Annotated in this window: 21 protein-coding genes; 4 read left to right on the top strand and 17 right to left on the bottom strand. The window is 65.0% G+C overall.

The window, feature by feature from the left end; all coding sequences use genetic code 11:
- Positions 1-8: 8 nt before the first annotated feature.
- From SC1_RS18420 to SC1_RS18370, 11 genes are all read right to left on the bottom strand, one after another.
- Entirely contained in the window at positions 9-347 is a 339-nt protein-coding gene (locus SC1_RS18420; RefSeq protein WP_003043080.1) for a P-II family nitrogen regulator, read from the bottom strand.
- Between the two features lie 192 nt (positions 348-539).
- Positions 540-1,238 (bottom strand): endonuclease/exonuclease/phosphatase family protein, encoded by a 699-nt coding sequence (locus SC1_RS18415; RefSeq protein WP_062185806.1) that lies wholly within the window; start codon positions 1,236-1,238, stop codon positions 540-542.
- Between the two features lie 123 nt (positions 1,239-1,361).
- A complete protein-coding gene (locus SC1_RS18410) occupies positions 1,362-1,574 on the bottom strand; it encodes a DUF2007 domain-containing protein (protein WP_062185804.1) in 213 nt (70 codons plus the stop codon).
- Entirely contained in the window at positions 1,574-2,137 is a 564-nt protein-coding gene (locus tag SC1_RS18405) for a pyridoxamine 5'-phosphate oxidase family protein (protein ID WP_062185802.1), read from the bottom strand. The genes SC1_RS18410 and SC1_RS18405 overlap by 1 nt, the downstream gene beginning before the upstream one ends.
- 28 nt (positions 2,138-2,165) lie before the next feature.
- Positions 2,166-2,750, bottom strand: a complete 585-nt coding sequence (locus SC1_RS18400) for a DUF924 family protein (RefSeq protein WP_062185800.1) — start codon at positions 2,748-2,750, stop codon at positions 2,166-2,168.
- Positions 2,751-2,814: 64 nt separating this feature from the next.
- Complete coding sequence (locus tag SC1_RS18395; protein ID WP_062185799.1) at positions 2,815-3,213, bottom strand: hypothetical protein; 399 nt, start codon at positions 3,211-3,213, stop codon at positions 2,815-2,817.
- Between the two features lie 82 nt (positions 3,214-3,295).
- Entirely contained in the window at positions 3,296-4,513 is a 1,218-nt protein-coding gene (locus tag SC1_RS18390) for a hypothetical protein (protein WP_062185796.1), read from the bottom strand.
- A gap of 209 nt (positions 4,514-4,722) precedes the next feature.
- Positions 4,723-6,165 (bottom strand): metalloprotease TldD, encoded by a 1,443-nt coding sequence (gene tldD / locus SC1_RS18385; RefSeq protein WP_062185794.1) that lies wholly within the window; start codon positions 6,163-6,165, stop codon positions 4,723-4,725.
- Between the two features lie 42 nt (positions 6,166-6,207).
- A complete protein-coding gene (locus tag SC1_RS18380) occupies positions 6,208-6,657 on the bottom strand; it encodes a DUF4402 domain-containing protein (protein WP_062185792.1) in 450 nt (149 codons plus the stop codon).
- A 231-nt stretch (positions 6,658-6,888) separates the two neighbouring features.
- The gene (locus SC1_RS18375; protein WP_062185790.1) at positions 6,889-7,086 is read right to left on the bottom strand and encodes a zinc-finger domain-containing protein; all 198 of its coding nucleotides are present in this window, start codon (positions 7,084-7,086) and stop codon (positions 6,889-6,891) included.
- 136 nt (positions 7,087-7,222) lie between these two features.
- Positions 7,223-7,783, bottom strand: a complete 561-nt coding sequence (locus SC1_RS18370; protein WP_238586777.1) for a DUF4402 domain-containing protein — start codon at positions 7,781-7,783, stop codon at positions 7,223-7,225.
- Between the two features lie 102 nt (positions 7,784-7,885).
- Between SC1_RS18370 and SC1_RS18365 the strand changes: the two genes are divergently transcribed.
- The gene (locus tag SC1_RS18365) at positions 7,886-8,806 is read left to right on the top strand and encodes an ABC transporter ATP-binding protein (RefSeq protein ID WP_062186974.1); all 921 of its coding nucleotides are present in this window, start codon (positions 7,886-7,888) and stop codon (positions 8,804-8,806) included.
- A 3-nt stretch (positions 8,807-8,809) separates the two neighbouring features.
- On the opposite strand, the gene SC1_RS18360 is transcribed toward SC1_RS18365, so the two are convergent.
- Positions 8,810-9,634, bottom strand: a complete 825-nt coding sequence (locus SC1_RS18360) for an endonuclease/exonuclease/phosphatase family protein (RefSeq protein ID WP_062185786.1) — start codon at positions 9,632-9,634, stop codon at positions 8,810-8,812.
- Positions 9,635-9,706: 72 nt separating this feature from the next.
- Between SC1_RS18360 and nadB the strand changes: the two genes are divergently transcribed.
- Together nadB and SC1_RS18350 are read left to right on the top strand one after the other, a co-directional pair.
- A complete protein-coding gene (gene nadB / locus SC1_RS18355) occupies positions 9,707-11,284 on the top strand; it encodes an L-aspartate oxidase (RefSeq protein ID WP_062185784.1) in 1,578 nt (525 codons plus the stop codon).
- A 57-nt stretch (positions 11,285-11,341) separates the two neighbouring features.
- Complete coding sequence (locus SC1_RS18350) at positions 11,342-12,067, top strand: AAA family ATPase (protein WP_062185783.1); 726 nt, start codon at positions 11,342-11,344, stop codon at positions 12,065-12,067.
- A gap of 3 nt (positions 12,068-12,070) precedes the next feature.
- On the opposite strand, the gene SC1_RS18345 is transcribed toward SC1_RS18350, so the two are convergent.
- The 3 genes from SC1_RS18345 to SC1_RS18335 are packed head-to-tail and all read right to left on the bottom strand — an operon-like array spanning position 12,071 to position 14,690.
- Complete coding sequence (locus SC1_RS18345; RefSeq protein ID WP_062185781.1) at positions 12,071-12,316, bottom strand: GlsB/YeaQ/YmgE family stress response membrane protein; 246 nt, start codon at positions 12,314-12,316, stop codon at positions 12,071-12,073.
- Positions 12,313-13,509: a M20 family metallopeptidase gene (locus tag SC1_RS18340; protein WP_062186970.1), complete on the bottom strand. Its 1,197-nt coding sequence runs from the start codon at positions 13,507-13,509 to the stop codon at positions 12,313-12,315. Before SC1_RS18340 ends, SC1_RS18345 begins: the two co-directional genes overlap by 4 nt.
- 5 nt (positions 13,510-13,514) lie before the next feature.
- Entirely contained in the window at positions 13,515-14,690 is a 1,176-nt protein-coding gene (locus SC1_RS18335; protein WP_062186972.1) for an acyl-CoA dehydrogenase family protein, read from the bottom strand.
- A 78-nt stretch (positions 14,691-14,768) separates the two neighbouring features.
- Here SC1_RS18335 and SC1_RS18330 point away from each other — a divergent pair, with 78 nt between their 5' ends.
- On the top strand, positions 14,769-16,025 hold the full coding sequence (locus SC1_RS18330) for a dipeptidase (RefSeq protein ID WP_062185779.1): 1,257 nt from the start codon (positions 14,769-14,771) through the stop codon (positions 16,023-16,025).
- A gap of 3 nt (positions 16,026-16,028) precedes the next feature.
- On the opposite strand, the gene SC1_RS18325 is transcribed toward SC1_RS18330, so the two are convergent.
- Positions 16,029-16,430 carry a DoxX family protein gene (locus tag SC1_RS18325; RefSeq protein WP_083435989.1) on the bottom strand — a complete coding sequence of 134 codons (402 nt, stop codon included), beginning with the start codon at positions 16,428-16,430 and terminating at the stop codon, positions 16,029-16,031.
- Entirely contained in the window at positions 16,427-17,719 is a 1,293-nt protein-coding gene (locus tag SC1_RS18320; RefSeq protein WP_062185777.1) for an FAD-dependent oxidoreductase, read from the bottom strand. The genes SC1_RS18325 and SC1_RS18320 overlap by 4 nt, the downstream gene beginning before the upstream one ends.
- Positions 17,720-17,852 lie beyond the last annotated feature (133 nt).

Genomic DNA, 17,852 nt, shown 5'->3' with positions numbered 1-17,852 from the left:
CTTCGTCATTACAGTGCCGCCTCGCCGGTCTCGCCAGTGCGGATGCGCACGGCCTGACCCACGTCGAGGACGAAAATCTTGCCGTCGCCGATCGAACCGGTGCCGGCGCTTTGCTGCAGTGTTTCGACCACGCGCGGTGCGAGCGCATCGTCGCAGACGAGCTCGATCTTCACTTTCGGCACCATGTTGGTGGCATATTCGGCGCCGCGGTAGATTTCGGTCTGCCCCTTTTGCCGGCCGAAGCCCTTGACCTCGGTTACGGTCATGCCGGCAATGCCGAGACCGGTGAGCGCCTCGCGTACTTCGTCGAGCTTGAATGGTTTGATGATGGCCAGGATCAGCTTCATGACGCCCCCTTTTGCTAATGGCACCATGTTGCGGTGCAACAGCCGTGCCAGATTGCGCGGGGCGCGCGAAAGTTAACATTTTGTGACGGTTTTGAAGCGGCGACGCGAACAATCGTTCGTTCACTGGGCAGCCGAAGCAGTCGACTGCCTAATATTTGGGCAATGACGGTCGCCTTCGCGGGACGACGGTTTCTATTCGGCTGCCTTGAACCGGGCCCAGATCGGCAGATGGTCCGATGCGCGTGCGGCAAGGGCGCTGCGGTGAACCCCGGCGTCGACCGCTTCGAGGTCGGGGGTCGCGAAGATGCGGTCGAGCTTGGCGACCGGACGGCGGCTGTGGAAACTGTGGCCGGTGTCGACCAGCCGATGTTGTACCCCAAAATCGGTAAGGCAGCCGCCGGTCGCGCGCCATTCGTTGCAGTCGCCCATCAGGATCGTCGGCAGTTCCTCGCCCTCGGCGACATGATGGAGGATCGCGCGCGCCTGCTGGCGGCGGCGTAGCCCCGAAATATCGAGGTGCATGCCGACGACGCGGAGCCGTGTGTTGCCGATGCGCACCGTCGCCGCGACGGCGCCGCGCGGTTCGAGCGTCGGCAGGTGGAGCGCGTGGCTTTCCTCGACCTCGGCGCCCTTGCGCACGAGTAACGCATTGCCGTGCCAGCCGATCGCATAGGGTCGCCCGCTGAGCAGGTCGACGGGGACATAGTCGCTATGTTCTTCGAACATATGCGGCGGGATGGCGCTCGCCCGTGTGCCAAAGCGGCGGTCGGCCTCCTGCAGCGCGACGATATCGGCGTCGACTTCGCGCAGCACCGAAAGCACCCTCCCGGGGTCGCGGCGCCGGTCGAGCCCGATGCCCTTGCGCATATTGTAACTGGCGACCTTGATCATGGGTGAGATTTGAACTGGCCTATCTTCCGTTCGTGCTGAGCTTGTCGAAGCACTGTCCTTCTTTCATTCAAGGAAAAACGGTCCTTCGACAAGCTTAGGACGAACGGAGGTGGGGTTGGGTTGCTAACCGGCCTCGAATTCTGCGATCAGCGCCTGCGCTTCGGCGAGGTCCTCGTCGAGCACCATCACGCGCACGGGGATCAGAAATCCGACGCTTTCGGCGATGTTCATGCCGGCGTCGAAGCACACGGCATGTACGCCCGCGCTTTCCAATCGGCCGCGCAGCAACTCGGCCTCGGCCCCATTGGGAAGACGCACCAGCTCGACCAATGGCATCAGGCTTCGCCCGTAATGAAGCGGTCGGTCGGACGCGTCGGCAGGCCGTCGATGCTTTTCGTCCGGCCCTTGAACTTTTCGACCCACAGGTCGCGGTCGGCCTGGCGATGATATTTCTGCAGCGTGTCGCGCTCGTGCTGCAATTCCATCATCGGCACCCCCCAGCCACAACTCGTCTGGACGCTTTCGACGTCGATCACGAAGATCTGGCGCGTGCCGGGTATCAGGTTGAAGTTCGCGGCGAGCGCGTCCCATTCGGCATCCTGCGGCAGCACGGGACGCCCGCGGCCATAGATGCGCAGGATCAATGCGGTGCGGTCGAAGGCGCAGAACATGATCGTGATGCGCCCGTCGGCGGCGAGATGCGCGTGCGTTTCGTTACCCGATCCGCCGAGGTCGAGGTAGGCGACCTGGGCGTTCGAAAGGACACGGAAGCTATCCGCATAGCCCTTGGGCGACAGGTTTATCCGCGCATCGGCGGCGGCGGTCGCGGTGAAATAGACCGGCTGCCTTTCGATAAAGGCGATATGCTTGTCGGTCAGCGTATCGGTGAATTCGGCCATGGCTTTTCTCCGTATCGCGCGGTGCCTATCACCAATTTCTGCCCTCTTCTATCGCCGCGTCCTCGTCGGGCCGGGTCGCGCGGCCAAGCGCTTCGTTGCGGTGCGGGAAGCGGCCAAACCGGTCGACCACATCGAAATGCTTTTGCGCATAATCCTGGAACATCGGGTCGTCGAACTGCGCGAACAGGCGCAGCGATTCGCGCTGGTCGTCCATATTTTCGCTGTGCTGGAAGGGAAGACAGGCGAATTGGCGCCGTTCGTCCGGCAGGTTTTCGTGCCAGCCGCGTTCGACAATGCCGCGCGCGATCGCGCGCGCGAGATCGTCGGTCGCGAAGGCGTCGGCGTGGCCCCGATAGATGTTGCGTGGGACCTGATCGAACAGGATCGTCGCCGCAAGCGCAGTGTCGGGGTCGGTCAGGAAGGTCTCGGCAGGCTGCGAACGGAGCGCGTCGTGCCACCCTTCCGCCAGATTTCGCACGGCATCGTCGAAATCGGCACCGCCGCCATACCAATCGTCCATGCCATGGTCGTCAAACCAGAATGCGAGGAGTTGGCGGGGCCAGTCGGCGGGAGGCGGCATATTGTCGCGGACGTCTTGCAGATTATCGGTCATTCGCGAACCATAGCGCATTGTCATCCCGGCGAAAGCCGGGATGACAACACAAGGTCAGCGCCCGCTATTCGCCCTTGGCGCGCCGATAGGGAACGAATTCACCGAGCGACACGAAGCCGCTGTACATATGGCTCGTGCGGTCGTGCAGTTCGAGCGTATCGATGCTGCACAGCTGGCTTCCCGACGTTTTGAGGACGAGGATATCGTCGTCGTCGAGCGATTCGGCTCCACCTTTGGGCCGGTTTACCCACAGCGTGCTGCCGACCCGATAGACGATCGCCGTCTTGTCGATGATCTGCGAGCTTTGCGTCGTGGAAAGCGGGATGCAATTTTGCGGTTTGCCGGCGACGCGCCCTTCGAGCAGCTTGGCGAGCTGGTCCTCGGGCGCGAGCTTTTCGCGCGCGGTGGCGGGCACAGCGGCGAGCGCTGCGGCGACAAAAAGCGTCGGGATGAGGTGACGCATGGTTCGACTCCTGTCTTCATCATACCCTACCCGCGGCCGCCATAGGCGCACGCGGGTGAACAGGGGCTGACTCACCGCCGATTCAGCACGCCCCGTCGGGGAGGGGGATGCCAAGCGGACCCTTGCACTTCTTCTTTTTCGCCGGCTCGGCCGGGGTGCTGCCACCGGTCGACGCGCCTCCCATGCCGCCGAAATCGGCGCCGACCAGCAGCATCGTGTGCGAGCGGAAGCGGACTTTCGCGGTCCAGTCGATATTCCACACCGCATTGCCCGCGGGCTTGGGCGGATAGGAGAAATTCGCCTCGGGACCAAAGGCGTTCAAATTGCCGAGCAGCATCTCGCCCGATGCCTTTTTGACCTCGGCGGGGATCTGGCAGCTCGTCTGCGATGGCGGCATCACGATCTTCTTGGTGATCAGGTTCGCGACGACCGACGGAGGAAGCCAGTCCCAGAGCCCGCCGCCGAACTCCTTCGACGCGCTGCTCGTCCACCAGACGATATCGCCAAGGTCGTTCTTGCCGCCGCCATTGCCCATCCCGCCGATCGTCCAGGCAACATAGCCGGTGGCACCGGGCACCGAATTCCAGCGCACCATCACCGACTGATCGCCCTGGATCGCGGTCGAGGCGCTAAGCCCCTGCATATAGTCCTGCGCCAGCGTAAAGTTGATGTCGGGCCCAATATTGCTTGCGACACGGTGCGCGCCGAGCAGCGACGAGTCCGATCCGGGCTGCCGGCCGCCCTTCTTGTTCGGCCAGTCGATATAGGAACGGCTGTTCGCCTTGCTCACTTCGCGGATGACCGGCACCGCGCTCGAGAAGAGGTTCGGCGGGACCTGTCCCGCGGCGACCTTGGCGAAATCGATCACGACCGGCTGGCCGGGGCCCGCTTTCGCGCCGCAGCCCCAATAGAGGAGCAGGCGACCTTTCGGGCGTTCGAACGGCGTCGTGCCGGTTTCTTCCTTTCCTTCCTCCCAGAACAGGGGGACCGATTTGCCCATCTTGGCCTGCGGCTGGAAGAAATGATCGCCCTTCGGCGGCGGCGCGGTGGCTGCGTCGTTCGAGCCGAGGCGGAGGAGAAGCTGGTGCGCGACCTTGCTCGACGGATCGCCCCCGAACATCATCCCCATCGCGCCGCCGAGGCCGCCCTTGCCGCCCGCCATCGCAGCAAAGCCCGACATCGTGGCGACGTCCATCTCGTAACGCTCTTTGGGGCCGGTGGTCTTTTGCGCCGAGCCGGGAACGGCGGCGAGAATCGCGGCCACGGCGGCCACGGAAACGAAACGCAGACTCGAACGCATATTATCCTCCCTGTTGCAGGGAGTGCCCCCGCGGATGATGCGACCCGATTCTTCTTTTGTTGGGGAGAGCTATATGCGCGCGAGGGGCGAACGCCAAGTGAGCAGGGTCACAGGCCTTCGTCATTGCGATCGTAGCGAAGCAATCCAGCGCCCGCGTAAACTGCTCTGGATTGTTTCGCTACGCTCGCAATGACGAATTACTTGTGGATTTAAGCCGTGCCGCCGACGGTCAGCCCGCTCACCAGCAAGGTCGGCTGGCCGACCCCGGCGGGGACGCTCTGGCCGCCCTTGCCGCAGATGCCGATACCTTCGTCGATGGCCATGTCGTTGCCGATCCCCGTGACTTTGGTCAGCACGCTCGGCCCGTCGCCGATCAGGGTCGCGCCCTTGATCGAGTCGCCCAGCTTGCCATTCTCGATCTTATACGCCTCGGTGCAGCTGAAAACGAACTTGCCCGACACGATATCGACTTGTCCGCCGCCAAAGCTTTTTGCGAAAATGCCATTCTTGACGCGGCTCAGCAGTTCGGCAGGGTCGTCATTGCCCCCGCGCATGAACGTGTTGGTCATCCGCGGCATCGGCGCGTGCGCAAAACTTTCTCGGCGGCCGTTGCCGGTCGGCTCGACGCCCATCAGGCGCGCGTTGAGGCGGTCCTGCATATAGCCCTTCAAGATGCCGTCCTCGATCAGGATCGTCTCGCCTGTCGGAGTGCCTTCGTCGTCGATGCTGAGCGAGCCACGGCGGCCGCCCCCGATCGGGCTTTCCATCGCGCCATCGTCGACCACCGTGACGCCGGACGCGGCGACGCGTTCACCGATCCGGCCCGAAAAGGCGCTCGTGCCCTTGCGGTTGAAATCGCCTTCGAGCCCATGGCCGACGGCTTCATGCAACAGCACGCCGGGCCAGCCGGGGCCGAGCAGCACGGTGAATTCGCCCGCGGGCGCATCGACAGCGCGCAAATTGACGAGCGCCTGATTAAGCGCTTCGTCGATCGCACGGTTCCACTGCGCGGGTTCGAACAGATGATCGTACATGTAGCGGCCGCCGAGGCCGAAATAGCCGCTTTCGCGCCGCCCATTCTCCTCGACCACGATTGAGACGTTGAGGCGGACCAGCGGGCGGATATCGGTCGCGAGGAAGCCGTCGGCGCGGACGATCTCGACCACCGACCAACTGCCCGCGAGTGCGACCGAAACCTGGACGATGCGCGGATCGCGCGCGCGCGCGGCGGCATCGATTTCCTGACAAAGCGCGACCTTCTTTGCGAAGGGGATGAGGTCGAGCGGGTTCGCCTCGTCATAGAGGTGACGGTTGGTGCGTGGCGGGGGCGCGGCATGGGCTTGGTTCGACGGATCGAGCAGCGCGAGCGTTTCGGCAGCGCGGCGGATCGCGCCCGCGCTGATATCGCTTGCATGCGCAAAGCCGGTCATCTCACCCGACACGGCGCGGAGGCCAAAGCCGGCGTCGGTCGAATAGTCGGCAGTCTTGAGCCGGCCGTCGTCGAAGCCGAAGCTCTCCGTCGCGCGATATTGCAGATAAAGTTCGCCGTCGTCGGCCTTTGCCAGCGCTTCGCGCGCCAGCTTTTGCGCCAGATCGGGGTCGAGCGCGTCGGCGCGATAGAGGAAGCGGCGGGGATCGGTCGGGCTTGTCATGGAAGCGATATAGGCGCGGCGCCCGCCGACCGCAAAGATTCCTCAGAGATAATTGACGGTGAGCGTAAAGGTGCCGCTGTAGTCGCCCTCGGGCTGGTTCGCCGGGAGGGTGAGTGTTCCGCCGATATAATAGGTTTGCACCCCGCTCGGCAGCAATGTCCCGCCAAGCAGCGCGATGCCGCCGCCGCTGGTGCTCGCGGCGCGGACAAGGCTTGCGGTCATTGGTGCCGCGCCGCCGCCGGCACGCGTTAGGGTGACCGTGGTGCTACCCGACACGGTGATGAGCAAGATGCCGCCGGTGCCCTGAAACACCGCGCGTTGCGCGGCCGAGCCGACGGGGGTGACGCCGCCGCCGGTCGTGCGCGCATTGGTGATTGGGTTGATCGTCACCGTGCCGCCCGTTGCGCCGCTGATCAGCGTACCGAAATCGAGATCGTCGGTCTTGATCAGCGTATTCGGCCGAACGACCGCCGCGTTGGCGGTCCCGGGCATATCGGCTGCTTGCGCGGGTAAGCACAGCGCCGCGCTCGCCGCTGTCGCGGCGATCGTCAGGGCGCGAGTCGCTCCCCGACAGTTTCTGGTCCCTCGAATCCCCACAGATTCTGCTCCTGTCTGGCACATCTTATGCCAGTGGGACCTTCATCATCGATGCATGGGGTTGGTGAATCGAGCGTTTACTTCCGGCCGCGGAAATTCTGCTCTGATCGGCGATTCCGCCAGCGCCTAACCTTTATCGGCGATCCCGCCGATGAGAATGAAGCGGCGATCGCAATAGCCGCAATCGGCGAAGCCTTCGTCGGTGTCGATTTCAAGCCATACGCGGGGGTGGCCGAGCGCCGCATTGGCGAGGCCGTCGCCGGTGCCGTCGCAGGCGATGCGGGTCTTGGGCGTGCGAATGGTTTCGGGTGCGGGCTGGGTCATCGACCGCGCCCATAGCAAGGCCGCAAGGGCTCGGCAATCGGGTCCGCGCATGAGGGGAGGGCCGTGACGGCACCGGCGCATGCGCCCATCCGGGCGCAAGTGGTCCCCCGGTGCCGTCTTCCCCCCACAGGAAAGGCTAAAGATAGTTCAAGGTGATCGTGAATGTGCCGCTGTAGTCCCCGGGTACCTGGTTGGCGCCGACTTCGAGCGTCCCGCCGACCGGGAAGTTGTAATTGCCGAGCGCGCTGGCGATGCTGAAGCGCGTCGGCGTGGTCGAAAGGATCGCCGTCGGCGTGCTGCCGATCTCGAAGTCGCGCACGCGCATCCGCACTCCCGGGCCGGTGATCCAGATAGTGTTCGATCCGAGCGAGATGTTGACCTGACGGTTCGGGGTTCCGAGCCCCGCGAAGCGCGCGGGCTCGCCGCCGTTCCCTGCGAGCGTCACGCCGCCGGTCCGGGTGCGTGTGCCGTCGGGCGCAAGTCGCACGGTTCCCGACGTTCCCGACGCGATGATGCTGCCGAAATCGAGGTCGTTGACCTTGAAGAAGCTGAGTGGGCGAAGCACGATGGCTTCGGCTTCTCCTTGCGCGCTGTTCTGCGCCAGCGCCGGCGAAGCGGCAGTGGGCGCGATCAGGAGCGCAAAGATGGCTAGGCCGCGCTGCATCAGCAGCGGGCAAATGATGTGGCTGGTCCTCACAGATGTCGCTCTAGCGGCGAGTTTCCAATTTAGCGTTAACGCGGCGCAGAGGAAAAATTAGCAGGCTTTCGCACATCCGGGTGCGCGGCTATGGAGGCGGGCATGAGTGAAGCCGCCATCCGCATCGACGCCGTCTCCAAACTTTATGCCGGCGGCAAGCAGGCGCTCGACAATGTCAGTTTCGACGTGCCGCGTGGCCAGATCTTCGGCCTGCTCGGCCCGAACGGCGCGGGCAAGTCGACGTTGATCAATATCCTCGCTGGGCTGGTCAACAAGACGAGCGGCCATGCGAGCATCTGGGGCTTCGATATCGACGCCGACCCGCGCAACGCCAAATATTCGATCGGCATCGTGCCGCAGGAAATCGTCTTCGACCCCTTTTTCACGCCATATGAGACGCTGGAGAATCAGGCGGGGCTTTACGGCGTACCAAAGGACAAGCGTATTTCGGACGAACTGCTCGCGGCGGTCCATCTGTCGGACAAGCGCGACGCCTATGCCCGCACGCTGTCCGGGGGCATGAAGCGCCGTCTGCTCGTCGCCAAGGCGATGGTGCATTCGCCGCCGATCATTGTCCTCGACGAACCGACCGCGGGGGTCGATATCGAGCTTCGGCAACAGCTTTGGGAATATGTGCAGAGCCTCAACGACCGCGGCGTTACTGTCGTGCTCACGACGCACTATCTGGAGGAAGCCGAGGAGCTTTGCGATCGGATCGCGATCATCAACCATGGCAAGCTGATCGCGAACAAGCCGACGCGCGAGCTGGTCGATATGGCGCGCGAAAAAATCGTCGTCGTGACGCTCGATGCCGATGTCACGGTGCTGCCGACGCATCCGGCGTTCGAGAAGGTCGAGCGCGATGGGACACGCGGCCTTGCGATCAGCTACAACAAGGACCGGATGAACGCGGGAGAGGTTCTAGCCGCGGTCAATGCGATGGGGCATGGCATCGTCGACGTGTCGACGCGCGAGGCCGACCTGGAGGATGTGTTCCTTAACCTGACGCGCAGCGCAGCCTGAGCCTCAGCGGTGCGTCAGTTGCGCCGCAACTCCGAAATGGTCCGACGGATATTCGCCGTCCACGGCCTCGCTACCGATGATTTTCGCGGCGGCGATGACGAAATGCGCTGATTCAGCGAAGATATGATCGATCACGCGCGGCGCATGGCCTCGGGCCGGGTTCAGCGTGGTAGGCGCCGCGCCCGGCGCGAGCGCGGAGGCGAAGCGTGGTGGACCCAGCGCTGCAAGGCCGGGATCGTCCAGCGGCGCGTTGAAGTCGCCCATCACGACGAGCGGGGTGCCGTCCTGCGGCAGCCAGGCGAGGAGGTCGGCGACCTGTTCGGCCCGGACGGCGGCCGCCTCGGGCTGCCAGGCGAGATGCGTTGCGACGACATCGACCGGCCCGCCGCCGGTCCGCACCCGCACGCGGATCGCGGTGCGATAATCGGATAGGGGCTCGAGCTTGCGCCGCGCGACCTCGATCACCGGAAGCCGCGTCAGGATGGCATTGCCGAAACGCCTTGGCGCGCTTTCGGGATCGGGCGAGACGAAATGGACTTCCGCATAGCCGAGATCGCGCGCGATCGTTGCCGCCTGGTTGGGCAGGCCCTTGGCTGTATCCTCAAGCACCTCCTCGAGCGCGATGATATCGGCGTCGGCGCCGCGCAGCGCAGCCGTCAGCAGCGATAGCCGTTTCGGCCACTGGCCGCCGGCATCGTGCCATATGTTGAACGTCGCGACACCAAGCCGGCCCGCAGCGCCCGTGTCGATGCGATGCGCACAGGCCGCGAGCGGAAGCCCCGCAATCCCGGCCAGCAGGGCGCGCCGGGCAAGTTCAGATTTGAGCACGTCGACAAATTCCCTTGGCCGGTGTCTTCGATCCCCCTGTCATGCGGCGCCTTGCTGTGCAACAGAGGCGCCATGAGTGAATACGACGTCATCATCGTGGGATCGGGGGCGGCAGGTCTGACCGCTGCGATCGCGCTCGCCGACCATTGCCGCGTGCTTGTGCTGGCGAAAGGCGAACTCACCGGCGGGTCGACCGCGTGGGCGCAGGGCGGGATCGCCGCTGTGCTCGACGCCGGCGATACGTTCGAAAATCATATCGAGGATACGATGATCGCGGGCGGCGGCCTCAACCGGCGAGAGACGGTCGAGTTTGTCGTCGAGAATGCACCGCACGCGATCGAACGGCTTGTCGAGATGGGGGTGCCGTTCAACAAGGACGCCGAAGCGCTGCACCTGACGCGCGAGGGCGGTCATTCGCACCGCCGTATCGTCCATGTCGACGACGCGACCGGCTGGGCGGTGCAGGCCGCTCTGCTCAAGACGGCTGAAGCGCATCCGAACATCACTTTGCTACCAGGACAGGCGTGCATCGACCTCATCACCGGGCGGCATGAGGAACGTTACTCGGGATCAGGCCGTGTGTGGGGCGTCTATGCGCTCGATGAAAAGAGCGGCAAGGTTCACGCGCATGTCGGCCGCGCGACGATCCTCGCCAGCGGCGGCGCCGGGCGCGTGTACCAGTTCTCGACCGCGCCCAGAGGCGCGACCGGTGACGGCATCGCGATGGCCTGGCGCGCGGGCTGCCGCGTCTCGAACATGGAGATGATGCAGTTCCACCCGACCTGCCTCTACAATCTCGACGTCAAGAATTTCCTGATTACCGAGGCCGTCCGCGGCGAGGGGGGCATATTGAAGCACCCCGTTACCGGTCACCGCTATATGCCCGACTATGACGCACGCGCCGAACTCGCCCCGCGCGACGTCGTCGCGCGCGCTAACGACGACCAGATCAAGCGCTCGGGGCTCGACTATGTCCACCTTGACATCAGTCATCTCGATCCCGATTTCGTCGCGGGGCATTTCCCGAACATCTATGAAAAGCTGCTGACGCTGGGCATCGACATGACAAAGCAGCCGATCCCGGTGGTGCCCGCGCAGCATTATACGTGCGGCGGCGTGCTGATCGACCTCGACGGCCGCACCGACCTGCCCGGGCTCTATGCGGCGGGCGAATGCACCGAGAGCGGACTGCACGGTGCCAATCGTCTCGCGTCGAACTCGCTGCTGGAATGCTTCGTCTTCGGCGAGGCGGCGGCGAAGCATATCATTCAATGCTGGGACCAGCTCGACACGCCGCCCGCGATCCGTCCGTGGGATGCCAGCCGCGTGACCGATTCCGACGAAGAGGTCGTCATCAAGCAGAATTGGACCGAAATCCGCCGCTTCATGTGGAATTATGTCGGCATCGTGCGCACTACCAAACGCCTCGAACGTGCCCGCCACCGCATCGACATGATGACGCACGAGGTCGAGGATTATTACGGCCACTTCCGCGTCACGACCGACCTGATCGAGCTGCGCAACCTGCTGCAATGCGCCGAACTGATCGTGCGCAGCGCGCTCCACCGCAAGGAAAGCCGCGGGCTGCATTACACGCTCGACTATCCGGATCTGCTGCCCGAAGCGGTCGATACGGTGCTGGTGCCGTGATCGGTGGCTAAAGGGTCGCGGACGAAGCTTCCGCCGCCCTACCTGCGGCGCGTGTGGATGCGCGAACCCGCCCCGGATGCGGACACGCCCGCGATCGATCGAGATCAATATCCCTTCAACATCCCGCTGTTCGGCGACCCGGCATTCGAAATCCGGTTCGAGAAACCCGTCACGATATTGGTCGGCGAAAACGGATCGGGCAAATCGACGTTGCTCGAAGCCATCGCGGTGATCGCCGGTTTCAGCGAGGGCGGGGGCGGTTATGGCCATATGGCGGTCGAGCGGTCGGACATCTCGGGCAGCGACGGCGGCCTATTGGTCGATGCCCTGCGCGCAGCGTGGCTGCCCAAGGTCGGCAGAGGCTTCTTTTTTCGCGCCGAAACCTTCTTCACGCTGGCGCGCTACGTCGATCAGGCCGCCTTTGACTCGAACGCCGGGCGGCCCGATTATCTGTCCTGGTCGCACGGCGAAGGCTTTCTCCATTTTTTCGAGGAACGCGCCGATCAGCAGGGTATCTATATTTTCGACGAACCCGAATCGGCGCTCTCACCCTCGCGTCAGTTCGAATTCCTCAAGCTGCTCCGACGCATCCAGCGCGCGAACAACAGCCAGGTCATCATGGCGACGCACTCGCCGATCCTGATGGCGCTACCCGATGCGGATCTATGGCAGATCAGCCCGCTCGGGATCGAGCCTGTACAACTCGAAGACACGGCGCATTACCGGCTCTATCGCGAATTCATGCTCTACCCGCACGAAACGGTCGAGGCGATGATCGAATAAGCGTCAGCCGCCGACGCCGAGCAGGCGCCCAGCAAGGATCAGCACAATCGCCCCGATCACCGACGCGAGACATCCGGCGCGGTGGAAGTCGCCGCGGCCGCGCGAGGTGGCGAGGCCGGCGAGGAGCGAGCCGCCGATGCCGAGCAGGATCGTCGCGATCCAGCCCATGTGTACGGCACCCGGATAAAAGAAGCGCGCGAGCGCGCCGATGACCAGGCCCGAGATGATCGCGCCGACGATGTTGATCATGCGTTGAATCCTTCGTTGAGGAACCGTTCGGCAAGCGCCGCGTGCAGCGCGGCGCCGCGTGCCATCACGCTCTCGTCGAGCACCATATGGTTGCTGTGGAGCCCGCAGCATTGGCGCCAGTCGCTGCCTGCCTCGCTCGCACCGAGCCAGAACATCGCGCCGGGCACTTTTTCGAGGACGTAGGAGAAATCCTCGGCGCCCATCACGGGATTGTCCATCGTCAGCCAGGCTTGCTCGCCGAAGGTCTCCTCGACCACCGATTGGCCGAAGGCGACCGCGCGCGCATCGCAGATGGCGACTGGGAAGCCTTCCTCGATGGTCACCTCGGCCGTGCAGCCATGCGCCTCGGCGATTGCTGGGGCGAGGCGCTTCAACTCGCGCGCGACCATCGCGCGGCGTTCGGGCGACAGTGTGCGGATCGTGCCAAGCATTTCGGCGGTTTCGGGGATGATATTGTTCGTCGTGCCGGCGCTGATCTTGGCGATGGTGACGACCGCGGGGTCGAACACCGAGATGCGGCGCGTGACCATCGTCTGGATCGCGGTGACGATCGAGCAGGCGACCGGGATCGGGTCGATCGCGTCCTGCGGCATCGAGGCGTGGCCGCCCGCACCCTTGACGGTGATCGAGAGGACGTCGGACGAGGCGAGCAAGGGCCCCGCGCGCCCGGCGAAAATGCCGTGCGGCGCGTTCGGCATGATGTGGAGCGCAAAGGCCGCGTCGGGCAACGGGTCGATGATCCCGTCGTCGAGCATGAATCGCGCACCGTGATGGCCTTCCTCGCCCGGTTGGAACATGAACACCACGGTGCCGGGCAGCCGGTCGCGCGCGGCGCACAGCAGCTTTGCCGCACCGACGAGCATCGCGACATGCGTGTCATGCCCGCACGCATGCATTGCACCGGCGATCTCCGATGTGAAGTCGAGCCCGGTGTCCTCCAGCAAAGGCAGCGCATCCATGTCGCCGCGCAGCAGCACCGTGCGCCCGTTCGCGGGCCCACGCAGAACCGCGATCAGCCCGGTTGTCGACGGCCCCTCGCGAAACTCGAGCGGCAAGCCGGCGAGCGCCGCCTTTATCTTCGCGAGCGTCTTCGGGTTCTGAAGTCCCAGCTCAGGCTCACGATGAATCGCGCGGCGAAGATCGACGAGATCGTCGAGGAGCGTTTCGGCCTCAGCGGGCCAGCTTCGGGTGATTTCGTTCACTTCTTCCCTCCAAACAACTGCCGCCCCGCGAGGTCGAGCATGATTTCCTCGCTGCCGCCGCCAATGGCATTGACGCGGACTTCGCGGTAGATGCGTTCGACCTTGCTGCCGGTGATGTAGCTCGCGCCGCCGAGAACCTGCGCCGCCTCGCGCGCGACCGCCTCCAGCATTCGCGTGGCCTGCACCTTCAGCATCGCGAAGTCAGCGGGGCGGTCCTTGCCGGTCTTGACCTGCCAGGCGCAGAGGTCGACCCATGCCTGGGTTGCCTCGATCTGACGTTCCATGTCGGCGAGCTTGATGCGGATCGATTGGTGGCCGACGAGCGGCTTGCCGAAGGTCTCGCGGTTCTGCGCCCATTCGGCCGCTTCGGCCATCGCAACGCGGGCATAGGCGCAGCAGCCCATCGCCATGCCGAGCCGTTCGCTGTTGAAATTGCGCATGATCCCGATGAAGCCGCCATTTTCTGGGCCGATCAGATTTTCGGCGGGGACGCGGACATCGCTGAAATGGATCGCGGCGGTGTCGCTACAGCGCCAGCCCATCTTGTCGAGCCTTGTCCGTTCGACGCCGGGCGCGTCCATGTCGATCAGCAGCAGCGAGATGCCCGCCGCGCCCGGCCCGCCGGTGCGCACGGCACAGGTCAGCCAGTCGGCGCGCATACCGCTGGTGATGAACATCTTGCCGCCGTTGACGACGTAGGCATCGCCGTCCCTTGCCGCCGTGGTCTTTAGGTTCGCGACATCGCTGCCTCCGCCCGCTTCGGTGATGCCGAGCGCGATGATCTTCTCGCCCGCGAGGACGGGCGGCGCGACGCGCTGCTTCAACTCTTCGGAGCCGAGTGCGAGGATCGGGGGCAGGCCGATGCCGTGCGTCATCAGCGAGGCGCCGAGGCCCCCCGCGCCGACCGCGGCAAGTTCCTCGGTCAGCACGAGGCCGTGGAAATTGTCGAAGCCCTCAGAGTGCCCGCCATATTGTTCGGGGTAGCGCAGGCCCAGGATGCCCGCCTCGGCCGCCTTTTTGTGCAACTCGCGCGGCAATTCGCCCTCAGCCTCCCAACGGTCGATGTGCGGCGCGATCTCGCGCGTGACGAAGCGGCGGACGCTTTGCGCCAGCGCTTCATGCGTTTCATCATAATATGGCGATCGTGCGCGCCAGTCGTCGAATGCTGTCATGGGGCGATGCTGCGCGGCGTTGACGGGAACGTCAAGTGAGGCTTGCGCTGCGGCAACAAGCACTTAAGGTCGCGCGCCATGAACATGTCGCACCTGCTCGCCGGCTTCGCCGCTTTCGCCCTCATTTCCACCCCAGCCGTGGCACAGAAGTCGCCCGAAGCTGTTGCCGAAGCCGCGCTCAAGAAGGCGCCGGTGTTCGACGGGCATAATGACGTGCCGTGGGAACTCCGCGGGCAGGTCGGCAATGTGATCAACGACTTCGATTTTCGCGACACCACCAAGCCCAAGGCCGACGGAACTGTGATGCACACCGATATCCAGCGCCTGCGCAAGGGGCATGTCGGGGCGCAATTCTGGTCGGTCTATGTGCCGTCGAACACGAATGAGCAGCAGGCAGTACAGCAGACGATCGAGCAGATCGACGTCGCGAAGCGGCTGATCGCCCGCTACCCGAACGACCTTGGCTTCGCGTCGACCTCGGCCGAACTCGAAAGCCAAATGAAGGCGGGCAAGGTCGCCGGCATGCTGGGGATGGAGGGCGGCCAGTCGATCGGATCGTCGCTTGCCGTGCTGCGCCAGCTCTATGGCATGGGCGCGCGTTACATGACGCTGACCCACAGCAAGACCACCCCATGGGCCGACAGCGCTACCGACGCCCCGCAACATGACGGGCTTACCGATTTCGGCAAGCAGGTCGTTCGCGAAATGAACCGCATCGGCATGATCGTCGATTTGAGCCACGTAAGCGAAGCGACGATGAAGGACGCGCTCGAGGTGTCGCACGCGCCGGTCATGTTCAGCCATTCGGGCGTTCGCGCGGTCAACGACCATCCGCGCAACGTGCCCGACAGCGTGCTGCCCGCGGTGAAGGCGAATGGCGGCGTTGTGATGGTCGTGCTCTATGCCGCCTTTCTCGACCCGAAGCTGCGCGCGCATGGTCTGACGCGGACGGCGGAAAAGGCGCGGCTCGAAGCGCTGTACGTCGGCAATCCCGATGCTGTCGCCCCCGCGCTGAAAGCGTGGGACGCGGCGAACCCGGCGCCGCAGACGCCGATCGGGATTGCGGCGGACCATATCGACCACATCAAGGCGACGATCGGCGTCGATCATATCGGGATCGGTGGCGATTATGACGGGATGGACGCTACGCCAGTGGGGCTGGAGGATGTCACGGGCTATCCGCGGTTGTTCGCCGAACTCGCACGGCGCGGTTATACGCAGGCAGAGCTGGAGAAGATTTCGAGCGGCAATATGCTGCGCGTGCTGAAGGCGGTCGAGGCCTATGCTGCAAGCCAGAAGGGCCAGCCGCCGATCGAGACGCCAGTCGCGAAATAAGGGCTAGGGGCGGCGGCGAAACGGCCAGTCGGTCGCGCCGCCCGCCCACAGCGCCCACCAGATGATCAGCGGCTGCGCGGCGAGGCGCGGGCCGTGATACCACCAGCCCAAGGTTTCACCGCCGATCGCGACATTGGCAAACGCGTGGTGGAAGTTCGCCGGCCACACGCAGAGTGCATAGAGCGCAAGGCCCCAGCCCGCGGCCTTGCGCGTCGCGGGGATCATCAACCCGATCGCGCCTGCGATCTCGGCGATGCCTGTCGCTGCGACGACGGCTTCGGGTGCTGGCACCCACGGCGGCGTGATCGCCAGAAAGGGCGCCGGGGTGGCCAGATGGCGATAACCCGCATAGCCATAGGCAAGCACGAGCAACCAGCGCAGCGCGGTGCGGATGCGGGCCTTCACCGCCCGATGGCTTGGAGCATCGCCTCGATGCTGGTGAATTTCTCGCGCGGCCGGCCGTCGAGCGCGGCGGCGACCTCGGCCGCCTCGATACGGCGCCAGTCGCGGAAGGTGACGGGCACGATGTTGCGGCTCGCGAGCAGCGCGTCGAGTCCGGGGCGTCCCGCCTTGCCCGCCCCGCGCCCGATGTCCTCCAGCAGCATTTCGGCAATGCGCGCGCCGTCGGGCTTGTTCGTGCCGATGGTTCCCGACGGCCCGCGCCGTGCCCAGCCGACGGCGTAGAGGCCGGGCAGGACGCGCCCCTCGTCGCTCGCGAAGCGGCCGCGGCCATGTTCATAGGGGACGCCGGGGATCGGCGGGGTCTGATAGCCGATGCAGCTTACGACCAGCCCGGCATCGAGCGCGTAGGTTTCGCCCGTGCCGTGGCTCCTGAGGTCGGCGTCGAGCGTCGTGCGCTCGACGATCAAGCGTTGCACCCGGCCGTCTCCCTCGATGGCAATCGGCATGGCGAAAAAGTCGAAATCGATCGTCACCGGCTTGGCGACCGGGTTGGCGGAGAAGCTGCGCAGATGCGTTACCGACTTGCGCATGCCGGGTTCGAGCAATGCATCGTCGCCCTCGGGCGGCAGGTCTGCGGGGTCGACGCGTGGGCTCGCGCGTTCGAGATGGCTCAGTTCGCCCAGTTCCTTCGGCGTCATCGCGATCTGATGCGGGCCGCGGCGGCCGAGAATCTGGATGTGGCGTACCGCGCTTGCCGCCAGCGCGTCGCGGGCGTGCGCAACGATGTCGCTGCCCGCGAATTCCGCCGGCGTCTTGGCGAGGATGCGCGCCACGTCGAGCGCGACATTCCCGTTGCCGATCACCGCAACGCCGGGGGCGTCGAGCGGCGGGTTCAGGTCGGCGAAATCGGGATGGCCGTTATACCAGCCGACAAAGGCCGCGCTGCCGATCACCCCAGGCAGGTCGGCGCCCGGAATGTCGAGCGGCCGGTCGTTCGGCGCCCCCGTCGCCAGCACGACCGCGTCATAGAGCCCGACAAGTTCGTCGATCGTCACGTCGGTCCCGACCGACACATGACCGACGAAGCGGACATTGTCGGTGAGGGCGACGCCTTCGTAACGGCGCGACACCGCCTTGATCGATTGATGGTCGGGGGCGACCCCGGTGCGAATCAACCCATAGGGGACGGGCAGCCGGTCGATGACGTCGACCGCGATATCGCCCGCCTTCTGCAATGTTTCGGCGGTATAATAGCCCGCGGGACCCGACCCGACGATCGCGACATGACGCATCAACCCACTCCTTCGGGCCTCCGCGCGGGCGCGCGGCCCCCCTGTTTTGTTATGGGGGGATGCTAGCGGCGAATTGCGGCAGGGCAAGCGGGCTTGTACGACCCGCCGCTCCGGCCTTGACAGCCGGTCCCCG

The sequence above is a fragment of the Sphingopyxis sp. C-1 genome (genome assembly GCF_001047015.1).
In the GTDB taxonomy this organism is placed as follows: Bacteria; Pseudomonadota; Alphaproteobacteria; order Sphingomonadales; family Sphingomonadaceae; genus Sphingopyxis.
This window is presented reverse-complemented; position numbering and strand designations above follow the sequence as displayed.